Raw genomic sequence first — 20,628 nt, forward strand, 5'->3', positions numbered from 1 at the left:
GGATGCGTTTTGTGAAAACGGAAGAATTAAAGACGGGAATGCGTCTTGCCAGACCTATATATAATAAGAAAAGTATTCTTTTGTTTGATAGGAATTCTCTTCTGTCGGTACAGGCAATAGAGAGCATACGCAATTTCGGCCTGATCGGTGTCTATGTTTTAGAGCCTGCGGAACCGCTACCTCCCATGACGCAGGAGGATCTGGAATTTGAGCGGTTCCAGATCAAGGCGGTCAGTGCGATCGAAGAAGAGCTGTATCGCATTCTGAAGACCAGAAAACAGAGCAGGATCCAGACGATTGCGGATATGGTTATCCGCAGCTACGGACATTTGGATGAGAAGATTAATTTTTATCAGAATCTGAGAAGCCTGGAAGATTATGTTTTCAGACATTCCCTGAATGTGGCAATACTCTGTGCCATGATTACCCATGTAATGAATATTCGAAGAGAGGAACAGTATCATACCGTATGTGCGGCCCTTCTTCATGATATGGGAAAACTGAAAAAACATGAGGATGTATATTTCGGAGCTCCTTATTCCAGAGAAGACGCGATCAGAAATTGTGAGACCCAGGAAGAGGCTTACAGCGTGATCGAAGATGCATTTGCGACGGAGGGAGCCGCTATACGCCGGATCTGCCAGCAGGCGGCGGGAAAGCAGCTGGATCTTTTCCCGGAAGAAGGAAAAGAAAGCAGATATAAAATGCTGGAGGGATCCAATGTATTGCTGGTGGCGAACCGCTATGATGAGATTACCGCGATGACACTGCAGGGAACGGCCCAGTCAGAAGTGAAGGCAGTCCAGGAACTACTGGAACATCCGGAAGTGTACGACCCGGAGACGGTGCAGGCATTATTAAGATCCATTAATATTCTGCCGCCCGGGGCAAGCGTAGAACTCAGTACCGGAGAAAAGGCGCTTGTTTTGAGAGAAAATGAAGAGAATGTGCTGTGTCCCACAGTGGTAAGCTTCCGTGACAACAGTATTTTGGATCTTGCTTTGCCACAGAATGAGGATATACAGATCGTTGATGTCATGAAGACAATGGATAACAGATATATACTGAAGAAATAAGAAATGAGGAAAAAATATGCCGACAATCGAAGAAATACTCAGAGCTGCCAAAGAAGCCGGAGCAAGTGATGTGCATCTTACGGTAGGTATTCCTCCCAAAATGCGGGTGAACGGTAATCTGATCACAATGGATTATCCCAAAATGCTGCCTGCGGATACCCTGGAGGTGCTGGTCAACATCATGACAGAAGTGCAGAGGGAGCGTTTTGAGGAACGGGGAGAATATGATATGTCGTTCTCTATTCCGAACTGTGGACGTTATCGTGTCAATGCGTATAAGCAGAGGGGATCTGTTGCCCTGGCATTCCGTCTGGTGGGAACCAAGGTACCTTCACCGGAAGAACTGGGAGTACCGGAATCGGTGATTGATCTGTATCAGCGCAAACGTGGACTGGTGTTGGTCACCGGTCCTACCGGAAGCGGTAAATCTACCACACTTGCTGCCATTATAGATAAGATCAATAATAACAGGGATGCTCACGTGATTACCCTGGAGGACCCCATCGAGTACCTGCACCAGCATAAAATGTCCATGGTCAATCAGCGTGAGATCGGTATTGATTCCAACAATTATGCCAATGCCTTAAGGGCAGCTCTCCGTGAAGATCCGGATGTTATCCTCGTGGGAGAAATGCGTGATTTTGAGACGATCAGTGTAGCGATCACCGCGGCGGAGACGGGACATCTGGTATTGTCCACATTGCATACCATCGGTGCAGCCAGCACGGTAGACCGTGTCATTGATGTATTCCCGCCGCACCAGCAGCAACAGATCCGGGTACAGCTGTCCAATACACTGGAAGCCGTTATTTCCCAGCAGCTGATACCTACGGCAGACGGAAAACATCGTGTAGCGGCGTTTGAGGTCATGCATGCGAACCATGCAGTACGCAATCTGATCCGTGAGGGAAAGTCCCATCAGCTGGCAAGTGTCATGCAGACCAACCGCAAGCTGGGGATGATCACCATGGACGAGGCAATTGTCCAATTGTATTTTGAAGGCAAGATCGACAGAGAGCATGCCATCCAGTTCGCACAGGATCCGGACAGCATGGAAAATAAGATCTGATCCTGAGGATCATAAAATGATAATCACCGTTAACGATTCAGAGTCCCGATTCATAGGAATGAGAAGAGTCTCTGAATCGTTGCGAAAATCAAATTTCGAAAAGCTAATTTCCAAGGAAAATTTCTAATACAAAATTCTTTTATTGCCCATCGGGCATTTCGCAGAGTTTCCGCATTTCGTTGGTTACCCAATTTTTATCACAAAATTTATATACAAGGAGGTAGTTTATGTTTTCGACAATTGATTCCGGTGCAGTCTGCGGATTGCAAGCGTATCTGGTCCGCGTGGAGGTGGATCTGGCTGGGGGATTGCCCTCTTTTCAGATGGTGGGTTCTTTGGGGAGTGAGGTGAGAGAATCCCGGGAGAGAGTGTGTGTCGCCATGAAAAATTCGGGGTTTCAGATTCCGCCCTGCCATATAACAGTGAATCTTGCACCGGCAGGCAGGCGTAAGGACGGAACGGCATTTGATCTGCCTATTGCCGTAGGCTTGTTAAAAGATATGGAGCTTCTCACGGAGGAGGCGGTACGGGATACGCTGTTCTTGGGAGAACTGGGACTGAACGGTGAGATCAAAAGGGTCAAAGGAGTGCTACCTATTGTTCGGGAAGCAGCAGACAAGGGAATCGGCAGAGTGATCGTTCCCCGGGAAAACGCATTGGAGGCAGCGGTGATCCCGGGGATTACGGTATGGGGTGTCGGGGAACTGGGAGAGCTTATTATGGCTCTGCTGCATCCGGATGCGGAAAATGAAAAAATATACAAACCCAGGATCCGGGCAGAAGAATTGTTGCAGAAAAAGAAAGCAGACAGAAGAGGAGACTTTAAAGAGGTGTCGGGGCAGGAGAGTGCCAGGAGAGGTGCAATGATCGCGGCAGCGGGATTCCATAACCTGCTGATGATGGGACCGCCGGGGGTGGGGAAATCCATGATTGCCGGGAGAATTCCGGGGATATTACCGCCCCTTACACTGGAGGAGAGTCTGGAGGTAACCAGTATTTACAGTGTGGCGGGGTTGCTTACTCCGGAACAGGCGCTGATCACGGAGAGACCTTTTTACGCACCTCACCATACAGTCACTGCAGCGGCACTGATCGGCGGCGGAAATGCCTATCCCAGACCCGGAATGGTATCTCTGGCACATCGGGGTGTGTTGTTTTTGGACGAGCTTCCGGAATTTCAGCGGACGGTGCTGGACAGTATGCGGCAACCGTTGGAAGAACGCAGGGTACAGATTGCCAGGGCGTCGGGAGTGGTAACTTTTCCGTCGGATTTTATGCTGGTGGCTGCCATGAACCCCTGTCCCTGCGGATATTATCCGGATCGGAACAAATGCCGCTGCACACAGCCGCAGATAGAAAAATATCTTGGAAAAGTATCGGGACCGCTATTGGACCGTATTGATCTGTGCGTGGAACTGCAACCGGTGGACATTTTGCATTTACAGACAAAAATCACAGGAGAAAGCAGTGAACAGATGCGGGAGAGAATCGAAAGAGCCAGAAAAATGCAGGAGAAGAGGTATGCGGGAACAGAGTATCGCTTCAATGGGGATGTATCATCGGCAGATGTGGATCATTATTGTAGTCTGGGAGAAACGGAGAAAAATGTCATGGAACAGCTGTACCATGCGTTGGAACTGAGCGCCAGGGCATATCATCGGATTTTGAAGACCGCCAGAACGATTGCGGATCTGGAGGAACAGGAAAACATTGCAAAAGAACATCTTCTGGAGGCAGCCTGCTATCGCCCCTCCGGAGAGTACTGGGGATAGAAGGGAGAGCCGGAGATGACAGAGATGGAGAGAATGTATGCTTATTTTATATGCAGTATTCCCATGATCGGCGGGGTAAGAGCCGGTCAGTTGCTAAGCAGATTCGGGGACCCGCAGGGAGTCTATGAAGCAGGTACCGCCGGCTGGAGGGAGATATTGAGTGATTCTGTTGTGGAGTATATGGACAGACAGAAAAAAAGCGGCAATCTTGAAGAAGAATATCACAGCTTAAGAGAAAAACAGATCGGACTGGTATTACAGGAGGAAGAGGGATTTCCACAGAAACTGCTGGAAATACCGGACCCACCATACGGCTTGTTTTATAAAGGAAAATTACCGGAACAGAAACAGCCGTCGGTGGCGGTCATTGGAGCCAGAGAGTGTTCGGAATACGGACGTTTTGTGGCGGAAGAACTGGGCAGATACCTCGGTAGTCAGGGAATACAGGTCATCAGCGGAATGGCAAGGGGAATCGATGGGATCAGCCAGCAGACAGCGCTTTTGGCAGGAGGGACATCCTACGGAGTGCTGGGATGCGGAGTGGATATCTGTTATCCCAGCCAGAACAGGAAATTGTACGAGGAACTGATACAAAAAGGGGGTCTGTTGTCCACTTATGCGCCGGGGACAAAGGCACTGCCGGCATATTTTCCTCCGAGGAACCGTATCGTCAGCGGGTTGGCGGATGCGTTGATCGTTATAGAAGCCAGACAGAAAAGCGGGACGTTAATTACCGTGGATATGGCGCTGGAGCAGGGGAAGGATGTTTATGTGGTCCCCGGCAGAATCACGGACAGACTCAGTGACGGCTGTAACCGCCTACTGACACAGGGGGCGGGGGTGTTCCTGTCACCGGAGAGCTTTACGGAGGAATTTTTGAGGAACTGGGAAGAAAAGCAGGAGCTTTCATCGCCGGATCCGGCGCAGAAAATAAGAGGCAGACGAAAGAGCCGGAAACGTATAGAAAAGCTGGAGGAGCCTTTGCGTCAGGTGTACAAATTGTTGGATTGTGTGCCGAAATCGACGGAGATTATTTTGCAGGAGGCATGGAAGAAAGGAGAATATATAGATATTGTCACGTTGCACCGGAGACTGATGGAATTGGAACTGATGGGATATGTAAAGCAGAATACCCCGGGGTATTTTGGTACTTCTGCGAATTGACAAGGGTTTTAGATCGGGGGTATAGTTAAGAATACAGACGCAAGAAAGGCAGGGTAACCCTATGAACGATAAAGATACTTACAGAATGCATACAAAAGTCATACAGATCGGAGACCGTAAGATCGGCGGCGGCAATCCTATCGCCATCCAGTCCATGACCAATACGAAGACGGAAGATGTGAAAGCTACGGTGGAACAGATCCTGCGACTGGAAAAGGCAGGTTGCGAGATCATCCGTTGTACGGTACCTACCTTAGAGGCGGCAGCAGCCATCCGTGAGATCAAGAAGCAGATTCATATTCCTCTGGTAGCGGATATTCATTTTGACTACCGTATGGCTCTGGCTGCCATCGAGAACGGTGCGGACAAGATACGTATTAACCCCGGCAATATCGGAAGTACGGAGCGGGTGAAGGCTGTGGTGGATGCGGCGAAGGAGCGGAATATCCCCATACGTGTCGGTGTCAACAGCGGCTCCCTGGAGAAGCCGTTAATAGAGAAATACGGTGGTGTGACAGCTGAGGGCATTGTGGAGAGCGCACTGGATAAGGTGCACATGATCGAAGACTTAGGATATGACAATCTGGTCATCAGTATCAAGTCTTCGGATGTATTAATGTGCGTGAAAGCCCATGAACTGCTGGCAGGGAAGACTGTATATCCGCTGCATGTGGGCATTACCGAGTCCGGTACAGTCAACAGCGGCAATATTAAATCTGCCATTGGTCTGTCCCTGATCTTAAGCCAGGGCATCGGGGACACGATCCGTGTATCCCTGACCGGAGACCCTGTGGAGGAGATCAAGTCCGCGAAGCTGATCCTGCGTACCCTGGGACTCAGAAAGGGCGGCATCGAAGTCGTATCCTGCCCTACCTGTGGCAGAACCCAGATCAATCTGATCGACCTGGCGACCAGGGTGGAAAAGCTGGTGGAAGATTATCCGTTGGATATTAAGGTGGCAGTCATGGGCTGCGTGGTAAACGGTCCCGGAGAAGCAAAAGAAGCGGATCTGGGAGTAGCGGGAGGCATCGGAGAGGGTCTACTGATCAAACGCGGAGAGATTATAAAAAAGCTTCCGGAGGATCAGCTGCTCCCCGCCTTAAAAGAGGAATTGGATCATTGGAGTTAAAATAGATGAGTAAACCTTTTTTTGAAGTATTTCCGAATTTACAGTTGAATACGGATATTCATGACCTGATGGGTCAGACAGAAGTAGAGAGAGTCTCGGCGACAAAGCGCAGAGACTTTCTTCGGGTGTATTTAAAAAGTACCCGTCTGATTCAGAAAACAGATATCTGGACCGCGGAACAGGAGATTAAAAAGCAGTTGTTTCCGGATGCCAACCTGACGGTAAAAATATACGAAAAATTTGAACTTTCTTCCCAATACAATCCGGAAAAGCTGATGGATATCTATAAAGAAAGTATTCTGGAGGAATTTCGGGAATACAGTCATATTCAGTACAATGCCCTGAAGACGGCCAGAATCGAGTATCCTGCGGACAATGAAATGCTGATAACGATGGAGGATACGGTGCTGAACCGCAGTATGGAAGGGGAGATATTACAGATCCTTGAGAAGATACTGGTGGAACGCTGTGGATTCTCTGTGAAGCTCCATGCAGCCTATGTGGAAAAAGAGACCGGAAGATTCAAGGAGGAAGAGGAAGCTAAGATCCGCATGAAGGTAGATGCCATCTACAGCCGCACCAGAGGCAGGAAGGAAGAGGCTGTGGACAGCACAGTGCCTGCGCAGGACACAGAGCAGGAAAATACCCAGAGCCCGGAGACGAAAAAGTCAGACGATTCCAGCAAGGCAAAAAGCGAACCGACAGGTGGCGTAACCAAGAGTTTCCAGGGTGGCGGTCGTGGCGAATTCAAGCGTGGAGAGTTCAAAAAAGGAGAGTTTCGTAAGGGGGGCAATTTTGAAAAGGGCGCCCTGAAGAGATCAGACAATCCCGATGTGATCTACGGCAGAGATTTTGAAGAGGAAGCCATGAAGATCGAGGAACTGATCGGCGAGATGGGTGAAGTGACCATCCGCGGAAAAGTACTGTCCGTGGATACCAGGGATATTAAGAACGAGAAGACCATCATTATCTTCAATATGTCTGATTTTACCGATACCATGACCATCAAGATGTTCGTACGTACCGAACAGGTGAAGGAAGTGACCGGGGATATCAAGCCGGGAGCTTTCTTAAAAGTCAAGGGTATCTGTATGATGGATAAGTTCGACCATGAACTTGCCATCGGCTCCATCGCGGGAATCAAGAAGATCCCTGATTTTACCAATACGAGAATGGATACTTCCGCCAGAAAACGTGTGGAGCTGCACTGCCATACCAAAATGAGTGATATGGACGGTGTCTCCGAGGCAAAAGATATCGTAAAACGTGCCTATAAATGGGGGCATCGTGCCATTGCCATCACAGATCACGGCGTGGTACAGAGTTTCACCGATGCCAATCATGTCTGGGACGATCTGTGGAAGGCGGAAAAGGGCAAACGTAAGGAAGCCGGAGATGAAAATCCGGACAAGCAGGATTTCTTTAAGATCATTTACGGTGTGGAGGCCTATCTGGTGGATGATCTGAAGGAAATCGTGACCAATGATAAGGGGCAGAGTCTGCATGAGGACTATGTGGTATTTGATATCGAGACCACGGGATTCTCCCCAGTGAATAACCGGATCATCGAGATCGGTGCGGTGAAGGTGTCCGGCGGCGAGATCGTGGATCGGTTCTCCACCTTTGTCAATCCGGATGTGCCCATTCCTTTTGAAATCGAGAAGCTGACCAGTATCCGGGACGAGGATGTCATGGACTCTCCGCAGATCGATGTGATCCTGCCGCAATTTTTGCAGTTCTGTGAGGGCTGTATCATGGTGGCACACAATGCCAGCTTCGATATGAGCTTTCTCATGGAGAACTGCAGAAGACTGGGATATCCGCAGGAGTTCACTTATGTGGATACCGTGGGCATCTCCAGAGTACTGTTAAAAAATCAGTCAAAGCATACCCTGGATGCGGTGGCGAAGACTTTGGGGATATCCCTGGAGAATCATCACCGTGCCGTGGATGATGCGGAATGTACGGCACATATTTTTGTGAAATTTATTAAAATGCTGGAGGAGCAGGATATCCATAATCTGACGGAAGTCAATGCACTGGGGGCATCCAGTGTGGATGCCGTGAAAAAAATGCCCTCCTACCATGCCATTATTTTAGCAAAAAATGATCTGGGGCGCATCAACCTCTACCGGTTGGTGTCACAGTCACATCTGACCTATTTTAACAAGCATCCCCGGATTCCCAAGAGCCTGATCCTGAAATACAGAGAAGGTCTGATCCTGGGAAGCGCCTGTGAGGCGGGAGAGCTGTACCGGGCATTGCTTGACGGGCAGTCGGATGCGCAGATCGCCAGACTGGTAAAATTCTATGATTACCTGGAGATCCAGCCCTGCGGCAACAATAAATTCATGATCGCTTCGGAGAAAATCCGGACGGTCAATTCCATAGAGGATATCCAGAATATCAACCGCAGGATCGTGGAACTGGGAGAACAGTTCCACAAGCCCGTAGTGGCTACCTGTGATGTACATTTTCTGGATCCCGAGGATGAAGTATACCGTCGTATTATTATGGCGGGCCGAGGATTTGATGATGCGGATGAACAGGCACCGCTGTATTTACATACCACGGAGGAGATGTTGGAAGAGTTCTCCTATCTGGGCAGTGACAAGGCGGAAGAGATCGTCATTACCAATACGAATATGATCGCGGATATGATCGAGACCATTGCACCGGTGCGCCCGGACAAGTGTCCCCCGGTCATTCCGGACAGTGATAAGACACTGACGGAGATCTGTTACAACAGGGCCCATGAGATCTATGGACCGGATCTGCCACAGATAGTAGAGGCAAGACTGGAGAAGGAATTGAACTCCATTATCAAAAACGGATTTGCCGTAATGTACATCATTGCGCAGAAGCTGGTATGGAAGTCAGTGGAGGATGGATACCTGGTAGGTTCCCGTGGATCCGTAGGAAGCTCCTTTGTGGCAACCATGGCGGGAATCACGGAGGTCAATCCCTTAAGTCCCCATTATTATTGCAGCAAGTGTCATTATGTGGATTTCGACAGTGAAGAGGTCAAAGCCTACGCCGGTAAAGCGGGAATCGATATGCCGGACAAGGTCTGTCCGGTGTGTGGAGAGAAGCTTCATAAGGATGGCTTCGATATTCCTTTCGAGACGTTTCTGGGATTCAAAGGAGATAAGGAGCCGGATATCGACCTGAACTTCTCCGGTGAGTACCAGTCCAAGGCGCATAAATACACGGAGGTTATCTTCGGCGCGGGTCAGACTTTTCGTGCCGGAACCATTGCAACCCTGGCGGATAAGACCGCTTTCGGTTATGTGAAGAATTATTTTGAAGAACGTGGCATTCATAAGCGGACCAGTGAGATCGACCGTATTGCTTCCGGATGTACCGGAGTACGACGCAGTACCGGTCAGCATCCCGGCGGTATCGTTGTATTGCCTCTGGGGCAGGATATTAACTCCTTCACCCCGGTACAGCATCCGGCGAATGATATGACCACGGATACCATAACCACACACTTTGACTACCATTCCATCGACCATAACCTGCTGAAGCTGGATATTCTGGGACACGATGATCCCACCATGATCCGTATGCTGCAGGATCTGACGGGGAGAGATCCCTTGACGATCCCGCTGGATGGACAGGATGTTATGAGTCTGTTCCAGAACACGGACGCGTTAGGCATCACCCCGGAACAGATCGGTGGAACAAAGTTAGGAGCATTAGGCATTCCGGAGTTCGGTACAGACTTCGCTATGCAGATGGTTATTGATGCGAAACCCAAGGCGTTTTCCGATCTGGTGCGTATCTCCGGTCTGTCCCACGGTACCAACGTATGGCTGGGCAATGCGCAGGATCTGATCATGAGCGGCGTGGCGACTATTTCCACGGTAATCTGTACCCGTGATGATATCATGCTGTATCTGATCCAGATGGGCGTGGAGCCGGAGAAGTCCTTCAAGATCATGGAGGCAGTACGTAAGGGTATGGTGGCGAAGGGAAAATGTGCCATGTGGGAAGAGTGGAAAGCGGATATGCTGGCGCATGACGTACCCCAGTGGTATATCGAATCCTGCCAGAAGATCGAGTATATGTTCCCGAAGGCACATGCGGCGGCGTACGTTATGATGGCATGGCGTATCGCTTATTGCAAGATCCATTATCCGTTAGCTTATTACGGTGCGTTTTTCAGTATCCGCGCCAAGGCATTTTCCTATGAGATCATGTGTCAGGGGCAGAGGCACTTGGAGAGCGTGATGGCAGAGTACAAAAAACGACAGGATACTCTTTCTAATAAGGAAAAAGATGCTATGGGTGATATGCGTATCGTGCAGGAGATGTATGCAAGAGGCTTTGAATTTGAACCCATCGACATCTTCCGTGCACAGTCCAGATCGTTCCAGATCGTGGATGGAAAATTAATGCCGTCCTTAAACAGTATCGACGGACTGGGAGAGAAGGCGGCAGATGCCATTGTGGAAGCTGCCAAGGACGGCCCGTTCCTCTCCAAAGATGATTTTCGTCAAAGAACTAAGGTTTCCAAGACGATAATTGACCTTATGGATTCGTTAGGATTATTAGGAGACCTGCCCGAGTCCAATCAGATCAGCATCTTTGATCTGGTGTAACAGCTCAGCTGCGTAAAAATTTTTAAAAAACCTCTTGCATTTTTTCGACAACTCCATTATACTATGCAAGTACGGTTTTTTTGGCTGATTGGTCAAGCGGTTAAGACGTCGCCCTCTCACGGCGAAAACAGGGGTTCGATTCCCCTATCAGCTGCTCTTTGAAAATTGTAGAAATTTTTCAAAAAATACTTGCAATTTTCAAATTAATGTATTATACTGAACAAGGTTCGTAAGTAACCTATGGCTGATTGGTCAAGCGGTTAAGACGTCGCCCTCTCACGGCGAAAACAGGGGTTCGATTCCCCTATCAGCTGCTTATTCTTTAATAGAATAGCCCAACCCTGAAAAGTGTCGAAGAGCAGAAATGATTGCTTTTTGGCTCTTTTTTTTATAAATTTTTCTTGCCATTCCCATTTTTTTGTTGTATAGTGGTTCACGATTACTCAAATCATGGGGAAAAAGCGGCAAAGAGGCGGGAACCGAAAGCCGTATATCCGCGAAAACGGATGGATGGGAGCATATATGGCAAAATATTTAGTAATTGTAGAGTCACCGGCGAAGGTGAAGACAATCAAAAAATTTTTGGGAGCGAATTATGAGGTTATGGCCAGCCAGGGGCATGTGAGGGACCTGCCCAAGAGTCAGCTGGGAATTGATGTGGAACATGACTATGAACCGAAATACATTACGATTCGCGGCAAGGGAGATCTGCTGGCATCCTTACGTAAGGAAGTGAAGAAGGCAGAGAAGATATATCTCGCAACCGACCCGGACCGTGAGGGAGAGGCCATTTCCTGGCATTTATACTATGCCTTGAAACTGGAAGATAAAAAAGTATATCGTATCACCTTTAACGAGATCACCAAAAGTGCGGTGAAGGAATCCTTAAAGCATGCCAGAGAGATCGATATGAATCTGGTGGATGCCCAGCAGGCGAGACGTGTGTTAGACCGCGTGGTAGGCTATCGGATCTCCCCTATTCTGTGGGCGAAGATCAAGAGAGGCTTAAGTGCCGGCCGCGTACAGTCTGTGGCTCTGCGGATCATCTGCGACAGAGAGGATGAGATCAATGCCTTCATTCCGGAGGAGTACTGGTCCCTGGATGTGAACTTGAAAGTAAAGGGCGAGAAGAAGCCCATCTGCGCAAAATATTACGGAACTACGGAGAAAAAGCAGGGGATCGGCAGCAAGGAAGAAGCTGATGAGATCATGAATTCCCTGAAGGGTGCCAAATACGAAGTGAAGGAAGTTCGACACGGCGAGCGTGTGAAGAAGGCACCCCTTCCTTTTACTACCTCCACCTTACAGCAGGAAGCCAGCAAGGTGCTGAATTTTTCCACACAGAAGACCATGCGTCTTGCACAGCAGTTATACGAAGGTGTGGATATCAAGGGAGAAGGTACGGTAGGTCTGATCACCTATTTACGTACGGATTCCACCCGTGTATCGGAAGAAGCGGAAGCACAGGCTGCGCAGTTCATCGACGCACATTACGGTGAAAAGTACAAGGCTGCCGTAAATACAGAAAAAAAGAACGGTCAGAAGATCCAGGATGCCCACGAGGCCATCCGTCCTACGGATTTAAACCGCATGCCCATTGCCATCAAAGAACAGCTGCCCAGAGATCTGTTCCGTCTGTATCAGCTGATCTGGAAACGGTTTTGTAGCAAGCCGCATGAGTGCAGCACAGTATGATACGACTTCAGTGAAAATTCAGGCGAAGGATCAGATCTTTACGCTGGCAGCCTCCAAAATGCGCTTTGATGGTTTCATGAGTGTCTATACCCAGGAGGAAGATAAGGACGAGGAAAATGTACTGGGCGGCAACCTGGATGAGAACAGTGTACTGGAATTTATAAATTTTGATCCGAAGCAGCACTTTACCCAGCCTCCCGCACATTATACCGAGGCAAGTCTGGTGCGTGCCCTGGAAGAACTGGGCATCGGACGTCCCAGTACCTATGCACCTACCATCACCACGATTCTCGCCAGAAGATATATTACCAAGGAGAATCGTAATATCTATGTGACGGAGCTGGGTGAAGTGGTCAATCATATGATGAAGGAAGCCTTCCCGGCCATCGTGGATGTAAATTTTACCGCTAATATGGAGACCTTGCTGGATGGTGTGGAAGAAGGCACTGTGAAGTGGAAGACCATTGTGGAGAACTTCTATCCGGACCTGGATGCAGCAGTGAAAAAAGCTGAGAAAGATCTGGCAGAGGTGACGATCGCGGATGAAGAATCCGACGAAGTCTGTGAACTGTGCGGCAGACGCATGGTGATCAAATACGGACCTCACGGCAGATTTCTGGCATGCCCCGGATTCCCTGAGTGCCGCAACACCAAGCCTTATTTCGAGAAGATTGGCGTGGCATGTCCCAAGTGCGGCAAAGATATTGTTATGAAGAAGACCAAGAAGGGCAGAAAATATTACGGCTGTATCGATAATCCGGAATGTGATTTCATGGTATGGCAGAAGCCTTCGGGAGAGAAATGCCCCCGCTGCGGTAAGCTGCTGCTGGAAAAAGGTAACAAACTGGTCTGCATGGACGAACAATGCGGTTATGTGAAGAATAAACCGACGGAAGAGAAGTAGTTTTATATACTGTCAGAATTTTCTCATAAATTAGCGCCATTTCCATTGTAATCTGAAATTACATGTGCTACAATGTGCATAACATCTTGTGGTTTCGTAGTATGTGTAAACGGAGGAAGATAGATGAGTAGCGTACAATTGTTGGACAAGACACGTAAGATCGGTAAATTGTTACACAATAATAACTCCAGCAAAGTGGTATTCAGCGATATCTGTAAGGTAATGCGTGAGATCCTGAATTCCAATGTACTGGTGATCAGCAGGAAGGGTAAGGTGCTGGGTGTAGGTAAATCCGACGGAATCGAACCTATCACAGAGCTTTTGGATGACAGTATTGGCGGATTTATCGATCCGATGTTAAATGAGAGACTGCTTGGTGTGTTGTCCACGAAGGAGAATGTCAACTTGGAGACTCTTGGTTTCGAGAATATCGACACGAGAAAGTTCCAGGCAATCATCACTCCCATCGAGATCGCCGGTGAGAGGCTGGGAACACTCTTTATTTATAAGTGTGACGAACAGTATGACATCGATGATATTATTCTCTGCGAGTATGGAACTACAGTGGTGGGACTGGAAATGCTCCGGGCAGTAAATGAAGAGAGTGCGGAAGAGAGCCGTAAGGTAGCGGTTGTGAAATCCGCAGTCAGCACCCTGTCATTCTCAGAGATGGAAGCTATTACCCATATTTTTGATGAATTAAACGGTATGGAAGGAATCCTGGTAGCGAGCAAGATCGCTGACAGAGTCGGCATTACCAGATCCGTCATTGTCAATGCCTTAAGGAAGTTTGAAAGTGCCGGCGTTATCGAGTCCAGATCCTCCGGCATGAAGGGAACGTATATCAAGGTATTGAACGATGCCGTGTTTGATGAGATTGAAGAATTAAAGCGCCAAAATGGCAGAAATTAAGTAAAAAGTACAAAAATAACGACAGATTAGGAAGAAGAGACTATTGCGAAAAATAGTCTCTTCTCTTATTTTAGTATTGTGTTTTTGTCGAAATACTTTATAATAAAGTAGAGTAGGTATGGTAAAAGCGGTTCCTGTGCGATTTTATCGATTTTTTAAGGAACAGTAGAATGTGAGGTAGTATGATACAGACAAATGCGTTTGATTATATTAATGTTTTAAATCGTGCCGCGGATGCTGCATGGCAACGGAATGAAGCTATTTCCAATAACATTGCCAATGTAGATACACCGGGGTATAAGAGACAGGATGTGGCTTTCGAGTCGGTACTGCAGCAGGCTCTTGGCAATAATCGCTATCAGTCCATGGATGATAAAGTAGCCAATGTCAATCTGAGCAGACTCCGCGGCAGGGCGTATGTGGATTATGCCAATTATTCCTACCGTCTGGACGGTAATAATGTGGATATCGAGAATGAAAATGTGATGCTGGCAGAGAATCAGCTGAAATACCAGGGACTGATCAGCAGCATCAATCAGGAATTTACCAATTTACAGACTGTGATGAAGTGAGGGATTAGCGTATGAGTATGTTTTCAGCATTTGATGTTACGGCATCCGGACTGACAGCACAGAGACTGCGTATGGACGTGATCTCCGAAAATGTTGCCAATGCCAATACCACAAGAACCGAGGATGGTACGCCGTATCGCCGCAAAATCGTTACGTTCCAGCAGAAGAATCCGCAGCAGACCTTCAGCCAGGTGCTGCATAATGTAAGCAGCGGCTACTCCGGAAGCGGTGTTAAGGTCAGCCAGATCTTTGAGGATACCACTACGGAGATGAATATGGTATACGATCCTTCCCATCCGGATGCGGACGAGAATGGATATGTGACATATCCGAATGTGAATATTGTCACGGAAATGACGGATCTGATCGATGCCAGCAGATCTTACGAGGCGAATTCCACGGCGTTTAATGCCAGCAAATCCATGGCACTGAAAGGACTGGAGATCGGTCAGTAAGCTGACGGATCCGGATAACGGCCCATTGCATAACGGACCGGAATATACGACGTAAGGAAGGATATGGTCTATAAAATGGATATTTCTGCGATTACTGCTTTAAATAATGTAAACGGAACAGCCACGGTGTCTCCCACCTCTCTGACAGGAATGCTTGCGGAGAAGGAGAAGAAGGCGGAAGGAACGATGTTCGAGACTTTTCTCAACACAGCAATCGACAATGTGAAGACGACCAACAGCTATCTCTCAGATGCCGAAAATGAGAAGATCCGGTTCGCACTGGGTGAGACGGACAACACACATGACCTTACCATTGCCATGGAAAAGGCTTCTACGGCACTGCAGTATACCGTAGCCATCCGCGATAAGGTGATGGAAGCCTACAAGGAATTGATGCAGATTCAGATCTAAATCATACCTTTTTATACTTGACGCGTAAGAGGAGAGAGCTGCAATGGCAGACAAATTAAAAGAAATACCTGCGAAAATACTGGAATGGTGGAATAAGTTCACAACCAGACAGAAGAGCATCATTATCGGAGCTGCTGCGGTTGTGATCTTTGCATTTGCGATCATCATGTATGTCATGAGCAAACCACAGTATGTACGATTGGTTACCTGCGAGACTACCGCACAGGCGTCAGAAATCATAGATACGCTGGACAGTGCCGGGATCGCACATAGAGAATCCAATGACGGACTGAAGATCGATGTAGAGAGCAGCCAGCAGAGTGCGGCTAACCTGGCTCTCGGATCTGCCGGATATGTACCGGATGCCCTGAATCTGAATGATTATCTGGGGAACAGCATGTCTACGACCGCTACCGATAAGGAGAGACTCTACAATTCCTATCTGGAGCAGTATATTACACAGACGATCGAGGCACAGAGCGCTGTAAAATCGGCCAAGGTACATTTAAGCTTCCCGAAGGATAATGGAACGCTGGCGGCACAGAACGAAGAAGCATCTGCGTTCATCCAGCTGGAGTTGGATGGTACGTTTACATCCGCGAATGCAGCAGCGTTGGCAAAGTGTGTTGCTACATGGCTGCGGAATGATACCACGGCGAATATTACCATTATGGATACTGATTCCAATCTGCTGTTTGCAGGCGGTGACGATTACACATCCGCAGGCATTGCCAATTCCATGCAGGAATTACAGAACCAGGCAGAATCCATGATCGCCAATCAGGTAAAAAAGGTGCTGTTGGGAACCAAGCAGTATAACGATGCGGCAGTGACCAGCCATCTGAGTATGGATTTCTCCGATTATAAGGAGACAGTAAAAGAATATTATGCAAATTCCGGAAGAGATGAAGGTATGCTTTCTCATGAGGAGACTTATGAGAGTGAGAACACCAATGATGGAGGAGGTGTTCCGGGTACCACCTCCAATGGGGAAAGCGGGAATACCACTTATGTATCCCCGGACAGCAATAACAGCTCTTCCTCGACTTCTGAGACCAGCAGGGATTATCTGCCGAATGAGTCCATTACCGATAAGGTGACACCGGCGGGAGGGATCAATTATACCAATTCCTCCATATCCATTGCTGCAATTACCTATAAAGAGATCCATTATGAGGATGTCAAGAGACAGGGACTTTTGGACGGTACTACTTGGGACGAATACAAAACCCAGAACAGTGCGGATACCAAACTGGATGTGGATTCCGATATGTACAGTCTGGTAGCCAATGCTACGGGGATCAGTGAGAGCAATATTACGATCATTGCTTATGAAAGTCCGATCTTTTATGATAAGGAGAGCACACCGGTCAGCTGGCAGAATGTGCTGAGTGTGGTGATGCTGATCCTGATCTTGGGATTACTCGTATTTGTAGTATTGCACAGTATGCGTACCAGACAGACAGTACAGCAGGAAGAGGAGGTATCTGTGGAGAATATGCTGCAGTCCACTCCTGAGACAGAGCTGGAAGATATTGATGTGGAATCTAAGTCCGAGACACGTAAAATGATTGAGAAATTCGTAGATGAGAATCCGGAGTCGGCAGCGGCGCTGTTGCGTAACTGGTTGAACGAAGACTGGAACTAGGAAACGGAGTAAACATGGCAAGAACAAAAGCAGAAGGCGGAATATCGGGATTGCAGAAAGCGGCAATTCTTCTGATCGCATTGGGACCGGAGAGATCGGCCGGGATTTTTAAACATCTAAAAGAAGAAGAAATTGAAGAACTGACACTGGAGATTGCTAATACCAGGAGTGTCACACCTCAGGTAAAAGAAGAAGTGATCAATGAATTCTACGAGGTGTGTCTGGCACAGCAGTATATTGCCGAGGGCGGTATCAACTATGCAAAAGAACTGCTGGAAAAGGCATTGGGTTCCGACAAGGCGATGGATGTTATCGGAAAACTGACTGCGTCCCTGCAGGTGAAGCCTTTCGAATTTGTGCGTAAGACCGATGCCAGCCAGCTGATCAACTTCATCCAGGATGAGCATCCGCAGACCATCGCGCTGATTTTGTCCTATCTGTCTCCCAGTCAGGCAGCATTGATCATATCTGCACTGCCTCCCGACAGTCAGGCAGAAGTGGCAAGACGTATTGCTGTCATGGACCGTACCAGTCCCGATGTTATCAAAGAAGTGGAAAAGGTACTGGAATCCAAGCTGGCAAGTCTGGTGAACCAGGACTACACCATTATCGGTGGTGTCGATGCAGTGGTAGATATTCTGAATACGGTAGACCGTGGTACCGAGAAACACATTATGGAGACTCTGGAGATCGAAGAACCGGAACTGGCAGACGAGATCCGCAAAAAAATGTTTGTGTTCGAGGATATCCTTTTACTGGACGACAAAGCAATTCAGCGTGTGTTGCGTGACGTGGACAACAATGATCTGGCAGTGGCACTGAAGGGTGCCAACGAGCAGGTACAGAATGCGATCTTCAACAATCTGTCCAAGCGTCTGGTGGTTATGATCAAGGAAGATATGGAATTTATGGGTCCTGTACGTATGAAGGATGTAGAAGAAGCACAGCAGAAGATTGTCAATATTATCCGTAAGCTGGAGGATTCCGGTGAGATCATCATTTCCAGAGGCGGAGGTGACGAGATCGTTGTCTAGTAATCTTTTAAAAAAGGGATTTACAAAGCTTTCGGAAGACGATGCAAGAGTGATAGATACCAATGAATTGGTAGCAAAACGTATCAGGGAGCTGTCTGCCAAAATGCAGAAGGAAAGTAATACGGGGTTTGTGTCCGGCCTGGCATCGGACAAAGTGGAAGCACCGGTGACAGATCCGGAGGAAGAGGAAACAGATTTCACTCCTTCCGGCAATGTGATCAAAGCAGGAGAAGATCTTCAGAAGCTTAAGGAAGATGCGGAGGCGGAAGCACAGAAGATCGTAGAAGATGCCAGGGCACAGGCAGAAAGTATTTTGCAGGATGCCAGATCACAGGCGGAAGCAGAGCGGGCAGACATACAGGAAGCGGCCAGAAGACAGGGACAGCAGGAAGCACAGGCGGAAGCGGATCGTACAGAGGCTGCACGAGAAGCAGAATATCAGAAGAAAACGGCGGGACTGGAAGCAGAATACCAGAAGCGGCTGGACGAGCTGGAACCTGAATTTGTGGACACGATCACCGGAATTTATGAGCATATTTTTCATGTAGACCTGCATTCCTACCGGGAGGTTCTGTGTTATCTGATCTCCACTACCATGCGGAAATCAGAGGATAACAGAAGCTTTCTGATTCATGTGTCCAAAGAAGATTACCCTTATGTCAGTATGCAGAAAAAGCAGATTTCCGCCGGTGCGGTTGCGCCGAATGCAACCGTGGAGATCGTGAAAGACATTACCCTCGGAAAGGGCGAGTGCCTGATCGAGACAGAGGGCGGTATTTTTGACTGCGGACTGGGAACGCAGCTGTCCGAACTGCGTCAGAAATTAAAATTATTATCCTACGAAGGCTGATAAATGGTCATTAAGAACATAGATTTTGAAAAATATAATAAATTAGCAGATAAGACTTTTTACCGGAAACTGGGAAAAGTGGTAAATGTGGTAGGTCTGACGATTGAGTCGGCCGGTCCGGATTCCAAGCTGGGGGATCTGTGCAGGATCCTGCCGGAAACGGAAGGGGCAAAACCCATTATGGCTGAGGTTGTGGGATTTCGTGATAAGAAGACTCTTCTTATGCCCTACGATTCGGTAGATGGCATCGGTCTCGGCTGTGTGGTGGAAAATACGGGAGACCCCCTGACAGTTACGGTAAGTGAGAAGCTTTTGGGCAAGACGGTAAACGGACTGGGAATCCCCATTGATGGAGACATGATTACAGGCGTGGCATATCCGGTAGAGGCGGCACCGCCGGACCCTATGTCCAGAGCGATTATCGACCAGGTATTACCCCTGGGGGTAAAGGCAGTGGACGGTATGATCACGGTTGGTAAGGGGCAGAGAATCGGTATTTTCGCCGGTTCCGGTGTCGGAAAGTCTACGTTGATGGGTATGTTTGCCAGAAATACCAAGGCAGATATTAATGTCATTGCGCTGATCGGTGAGCGCGGCAGAGAGGTCCGGGAATTCATAGAGAGAGACTTAGGTGAGGAAGGTATGCGCAGATCGGTAGTAGTCGTGGCGACTTCCGACAGACCGGCATTGGAGCGGAACAAGGCTGCCAAGACGGCCACTGCTATTGCGGAATATTTCAGAGACCGGGGAAAGGATGTCCTGCTGATGATGGACTCATTGACCCGTTTTTCCATGGCACAGCGAGAGATCGGACTGGCCAGCGGAGAACCTCCGGTGACCAGAGGCTATCCCCCCAGCGTGTACTCGGAAATGCCTAAGCTGTTGGAGCGGGCGGGCAGAGCTGCGGTGGGATCCATTACGGGATTGTATACCGTCCTGGTAGATGGCGACGATTTCAACGAACCTATCACGGACACAGCGAGAAGTATTTTGGACGGTCATATTATGCTGGACAGAAAGCTGGGACACAAAAATCATTACCCGGCGATTGACATTTTACAGAGCATTTCCAGATGTATGAGCCAGATCGCAGCCAAAGAGCATAAGCAGGCGGCCAACAAACTCAAAAATGTACTGGCCACCTATAATGAAGCGGAAGATCTGATCAATATCGGCGCTTATAAAAAGGGCAGTAACCCGAACATTGACTATGCCATCTCGAAGATCGATGATGTGAACAGCTTCCTGTGTCAGGGCACGGAGGATAAATTTACCTTTGAAGAGACGGTACAGATGTTGGAAGACCTGTTCGCAAATCAGGAGTGAGATA

Annotated in this window: 13 protein-coding genes, 2 tRNA genes and 2 pseudogenes; all 17 read left to right on the plus strand. The window is 48.3% G+C overall.

The window, feature by feature from the left end:
• Nucleotides 1-2: 2 nt before the first annotated feature.
• Nucleotides 3-1,076: an HD domain-containing protein gene (locus FYJ59_RS02105; RefSeq protein ID WP_154495078.1), complete on the plus strand. Its 1,074-nt coding sequence runs from the start codon at nucleotides 3-5 to the stop codon at nucleotides 1,074-1,076.
• A gap of 16 nt (nucleotides 1,077-1,092) precedes the next feature.
• A complete protein-coding gene (locus FYJ59_RS02110; RefSeq protein ID WP_154495079.1) occupies nucleotides 1,093-2,145 on the plus strand; it encodes a type IV pilus twitching motility protein PilT in 1,053 nt (350 codons plus the stop codon).
• 227 nt (nucleotides 2,146-2,372) lie between these two features.
• A complete protein-coding gene (locus FYJ59_RS02115; protein WP_154495080.1) occupies nucleotides 2,373-3,917 on the plus strand; it encodes a YifB family Mg chelatase-like AAA ATPase in 1,545 nt (514 codons plus the stop codon).
• A 15-nt stretch (nucleotides 3,918-3,932) separates the two neighbouring features.
• Complete coding sequence (dprA, locus tag FYJ59_RS02120; protein ID WP_154495081.1) at nucleotides 3,933-5,081, plus strand: DNA-processing protein DprA; 1,149 nt, start codon at nucleotides 3,933-3,935, stop codon at nucleotides 5,079-5,081.
• Nucleotides 5,082-5,142: 61 nt separating this feature from the next.
• Complete coding sequence (gene ispG, locus FYJ59_RS02125) at nucleotides 5,143-6,210, plus strand: flavodoxin-dependent (E)-4-hydroxy-3-methylbut-2-enyl-diphosphate synthase (protein ID WP_154495082.1); 1,068 nt, start codon at nucleotides 5,143-5,145, stop codon at nucleotides 6,208-6,210.
• Between the two features lie 5 nt (nucleotides 6,211-6,215).
• Nucleotides 6,216-10,817 carry a PolC-type DNA polymerase III gene (locus FYJ59_RS02130; protein WP_154495083.1) on the plus strand — a complete coding sequence of 1,534 codons (4,602 nt, stop codon included), beginning with the start codon at nucleotides 6,216-6,218 and terminating at the stop codon, nucleotides 10,815-10,817.
• An 82-nt stretch (nucleotides 10,818-10,899) separates the two neighbouring features.
• A tRNA-Glu gene (locus tag FYJ59_RS02135) sits at nucleotides 10,900-10,971 on the plus strand.
• Nucleotides 10,972-11,059: 88 nt separating this feature from the next.
• Nucleotides 11,060-11,131, plus strand: a tRNA-Glu gene (locus FYJ59_RS02140).
• Nucleotides 11,132-11,339: 208 nt separating this feature from the next.
• A pseudogene (gene topA, locus FYJ59_RS14415) lies at nucleotides 11,340-13,416 on the plus strand (type I DNA topoisomerase).
• 123 nt (nucleotides 13,417-13,539) lie between these two features.
• Complete coding sequence (gene codY, locus FYJ59_RS02150) at nucleotides 13,540-14,328, plus strand: GTP-sensing pleiotropic transcriptional regulator CodY (RefSeq protein ID WP_118546103.1); 789 nt, start codon at nucleotides 13,540-13,542, stop codon at nucleotides 14,326-14,328.
• 182 nt (nucleotides 14,329-14,510) lie between these two features.
• On the plus strand, nucleotides 14,511-14,900 hold the full coding sequence (gene flgB / locus FYJ59_RS02155; RefSeq protein ID WP_022153890.1) for a flagellar basal body rod protein FlgB: 390 nt from the start codon (nucleotides 14,511-14,513) through the stop codon (nucleotides 14,898-14,900).
• A gap of 11 nt (nucleotides 14,901-14,911) precedes the next feature.
• Nucleotides 14,912-15,355: a flagellar basal body rod protein FlgC gene (gene flgC / locus FYJ59_RS02160; protein WP_022153891.1), complete on the plus strand. Its 444-nt coding sequence runs from the start codon at nucleotides 14,912-14,914 to the stop codon at nucleotides 15,353-15,355.
• Nucleotides 15,356-15,418: 63 nt separating this feature from the next.
• On the plus strand, nucleotides 15,419-15,766 hold the full coding sequence (gene fliE / locus FYJ59_RS02165; RefSeq protein WP_235897887.1) for a flagellar hook-basal body complex protein FliE: 348 nt from the start codon (nucleotides 15,419-15,421) through the stop codon (nucleotides 15,764-15,766).
• 43 nt (nucleotides 15,767-15,809) lie between these two features.
• On the plus strand, nucleotides 15,810-17,414 hold the full coding sequence (locus FYJ59_RS02170) for a flagellar M-ring protein FliF C-terminal domain-containing protein (RefSeq protein ID WP_154495084.1): 1,605 nt from the start codon (nucleotides 15,810-15,812) through the stop codon (nucleotides 17,412-17,414).
• A gap of 14 nt (nucleotides 17,415-17,428) precedes the next feature.
• On the plus strand, nucleotides 17,429-18,448 hold the full coding sequence (fliG, locus tag FYJ59_RS02175; protein WP_022153894.1) for a flagellar motor switch protein FliG: 1,020 nt from the start codon (nucleotides 17,429-17,431) through the stop codon (nucleotides 18,446-18,448).
• 103 nt (nucleotides 18,449-18,551) lie between these two features.
• Nucleotides 18,552-19,199, plus strand: a pseudogene (locus FYJ59_RS02180) (hypothetical protein); the annotation flags it as partial.
• A 102-nt stretch (nucleotides 19,200-19,301) separates the two neighbouring features.
• Complete coding sequence (gene fliI / locus FYJ59_RS02185) at nucleotides 19,302-20,624, plus strand: flagellar protein export ATPase FliI (RefSeq protein ID WP_154495086.1); 1,323 nt, start codon at nucleotides 19,302-19,304, stop codon at nucleotides 20,622-20,624.
• Nucleotides 20,625-20,628: the final 4 nt, after the last annotated feature.

This window comes from Waltera intestinalis, assembly GCF_009695995.1.
Taxonomy (GTDB): Bacteria; Bacillota; Clostridia; order Lachnospirales; family Lachnospiraceae; genus Acetatifactor; species Acetatifactor intestinalis.

What these genes read in the sequence shown, in the direction of transcription:
- FYJ59_RS02105 (WP_154495078.1), top strand. Translation starts at nt 3, where the DNA reads ATGCGTTTTGTGAAAACGGAAGAATTAAAGACGGGAATGCGTCTTGCC.
- FYJ59_RS02110 (WP_154495079.1), top strand. Translation starts at nt 1,093, where the DNA reads ATGCCGACAATCGAAGAAATACTCAGAGCTGCCAAAGAAGCCGGAGCA.
- FYJ59_RS02115 (WP_154495080.1), top strand. Translation starts at nt 2,373, where the DNA reads ATGTTTTCGACAATTGATTCCGGTGCAGTCTGCGGATTGCAAGCGTAT.
- dprA (WP_154495081.1), top strand. Translation starts at nt 3,933, where the DNA reads ATGACAGAGATGGAGAGAATGTATGCTTATTTTATATGCAGTATTCCC.
- ispG (WP_154495082.1), top strand. Translation starts at nt 5,143, where the DNA reads ATGAACGATAAAGATACTTACAGAATGCATACAAAAGTCATACAGATC.
- FYJ59_RS02130 (WP_154495083.1), top strand. Translation starts at nt 6,216, where the DNA reads ATGAGTAAACCTTTTTTTGAAGTATTTCCGAATTTACAGTTGAATACG.
- codY (WP_118546103.1), top strand. Translation starts at nt 13,540, where the DNA reads ATGAGTAGCGTACAATTGTTGGACAAGACACGTAAGATCGGTAAATTG.
- flgB (WP_022153890.1), top strand. Translation starts at nt 14,511, where the DNA reads ATGATACAGACAAATGCGTTTGATTATATTAATGTTTTAAATCGTGCC.
- flgC (WP_022153891.1), top strand. Translation starts at nt 14,912, where the DNA reads ATGAGTATGTTTTCAGCATTTGATGTTACGGCATCCGGACTGACAGCA.
- fliE (WP_235897887.1), top strand. Translation starts at nt 15,419, where the DNA reads ATGGTCTATAAAATGGATATTTCTGCGATTACTGCTTTAAATAATGTA.
- FYJ59_RS02170 (WP_154495084.1), top strand. Translation starts at nt 15,810, where the DNA reads ATGGCAGACAAATTAAAAGAAATACCTGCGAAAATACTGGAATGGTGG.
- fliG (WP_022153894.1), top strand. Translation starts at nt 17,429, where the DNA reads ATGGCAAGAACAAAAGCAGAAGGCGGAATATCGGGATTGCAGAAAGCG.
- fliI (WP_154495086.1), top strand. Translation starts at nt 19,302, where the DNA reads ATGGTCATTAAGAACATAGATTTTGAAAAATATAATAAATTAGCAGAT.